Annotated in this window: 2 protein-coding genes; both read right to left on the bottom strand. The window is 65.8% G+C overall.

Annotated elements, in window-relative coordinates; all coding sequences use genetic code 11:
* Positions 1 to 89 precede the first annotated feature (89 nt).
* Entirely contained in the window at positions 90 to 740 is a 651-nt protein-coding gene (locus BRO63_RS04445) for a hypothetical protein (RefSeq protein ID WP_088138660.1), read from the bottom strand.
* 77 nt (positions 741 to 817) lie between these two features.
* Entirely contained in the window at positions 818 to 1,078 is a 261-nt protein-coding gene (locus BRO63_RS04440) for a hypothetical protein (RefSeq protein ID WP_003290203.1), read from the bottom strand.
* Positions 1,079 to 1,227: the final 149 nt, after the last annotated feature.

The following is a 1,227-nucleotide window of genomic DNA, read 5'->3' as shown; positions in this document are numbered from 1 at the left end:
CGAGCCGCGGGAACATGAGGGCCATGGAAGTCTCCTGGTTGGCGGGGATGAAAGGCGGAAGCACGCCGAGGCGTGCTTCCGCGGGTGGGTCAAGCCGCTACCGCTTCCGGCGTCCAAATCTTGGCCGGATAGGGATAGGCGGTGAGTACGTCACTGCGGATCAAGGAGCCCAGCGCCAGGGTCAGCGCCGGCACGTCGATGGCGAGCCGATGACCTTCCAGTGGCCCGAGGGCGAACGGAAGGCGGGCCAGCATCTCGCGGGTTTGCAGCAGTTCCAGCACGGTCTCGCGCCAGTGATCGAGCAGCGGCAACGGGCAGGTGTCCCGCACCAGCGTCCACATGCGGTCAAGCCGGTGGGCGTTGCCGCGTGGCAGCAGTGCGAGCGCGCTGGCGTTGGCCTTGTCGGGCTTCACGCAGCGGCGATCGAACAGCCACACGTTGGAGAGCGATCCGAACAGCGTTCGTCGGTAGGCGCGAGTCATGCGCTTTTCCAGACGATCGACGTTGCCGATGAACACCGGGACGCTGCCGCCCTGGTCGGTGATGACGTGGAACTGGTCCAGTCCCTGCTCGTCGCGCCCGAGGGTCAGGCGAGCGAGGAACTGCTGGACGGCGGTGTCCCGCGCCCAGATCGAGAGGAAGACGAGGTTGCCTTGGTCATCGCCGACGCAAGCGTCGGCCATCACGTCGGGGCATTCGTCGATGCGGTAAAGCGTGGTGGAAGAAGTGTCTGCGGGCATGGTGGTGTCCTCGGATGAACGGGAACAGCACCGCCCGCTGGGGCAAGTACTGCCCCAAGGGGTGGAAGAAAAACCGCTCAGTCCGGCTCGAACTGCCGGGTGTGCGGGTTGAAGTGAAGTGCCTCGTCCACCGCGGTAATCGGCGTGAAGCCGTCCAGGTAGATGTTGTTGAGGTACTGGTCGCGGTAGGTCAGTGCCCGCCGCGCCTGATCCTCGGTGAGGCCGTCGCTGATGAAGTACGCCAGCATTTCCTCGTCGGAAGAAACTTCGTCGTTGGACAGACTCCCTTCGACGAGCTTCAACAACGCGGGCGGGAGCGCAGCCAGGATCGGGTCCATGTCGGTTCCTCCTGGCTCAGACCAACAGCGCTGCGGCGGGTGCCGTGGAAGCCGTCGGTGTGCGCCGCCGCGCGTGGTGGGCGCGAACGCCTGCACGCCATTCGGCGGACTGCTCCGGTGCGAGGTCCAGATAGGACAGCGGGCACGAG

Origin of the sequence: Achromobacter xylosoxidans (assembly GCF_002192695.1) — a bacterium.
Taxonomy (GTDB): Bacteria; Pseudomonadota; Gammaproteobacteria; order Burkholderiales; family Burkholderiaceae_B; genus Achromobacter; species Achromobacter xylosoxidans_C.
Note: the sequence above shows the minus strand (reverse complement) of the source record. Positions and strands in the feature narration are given on the sequence as shown.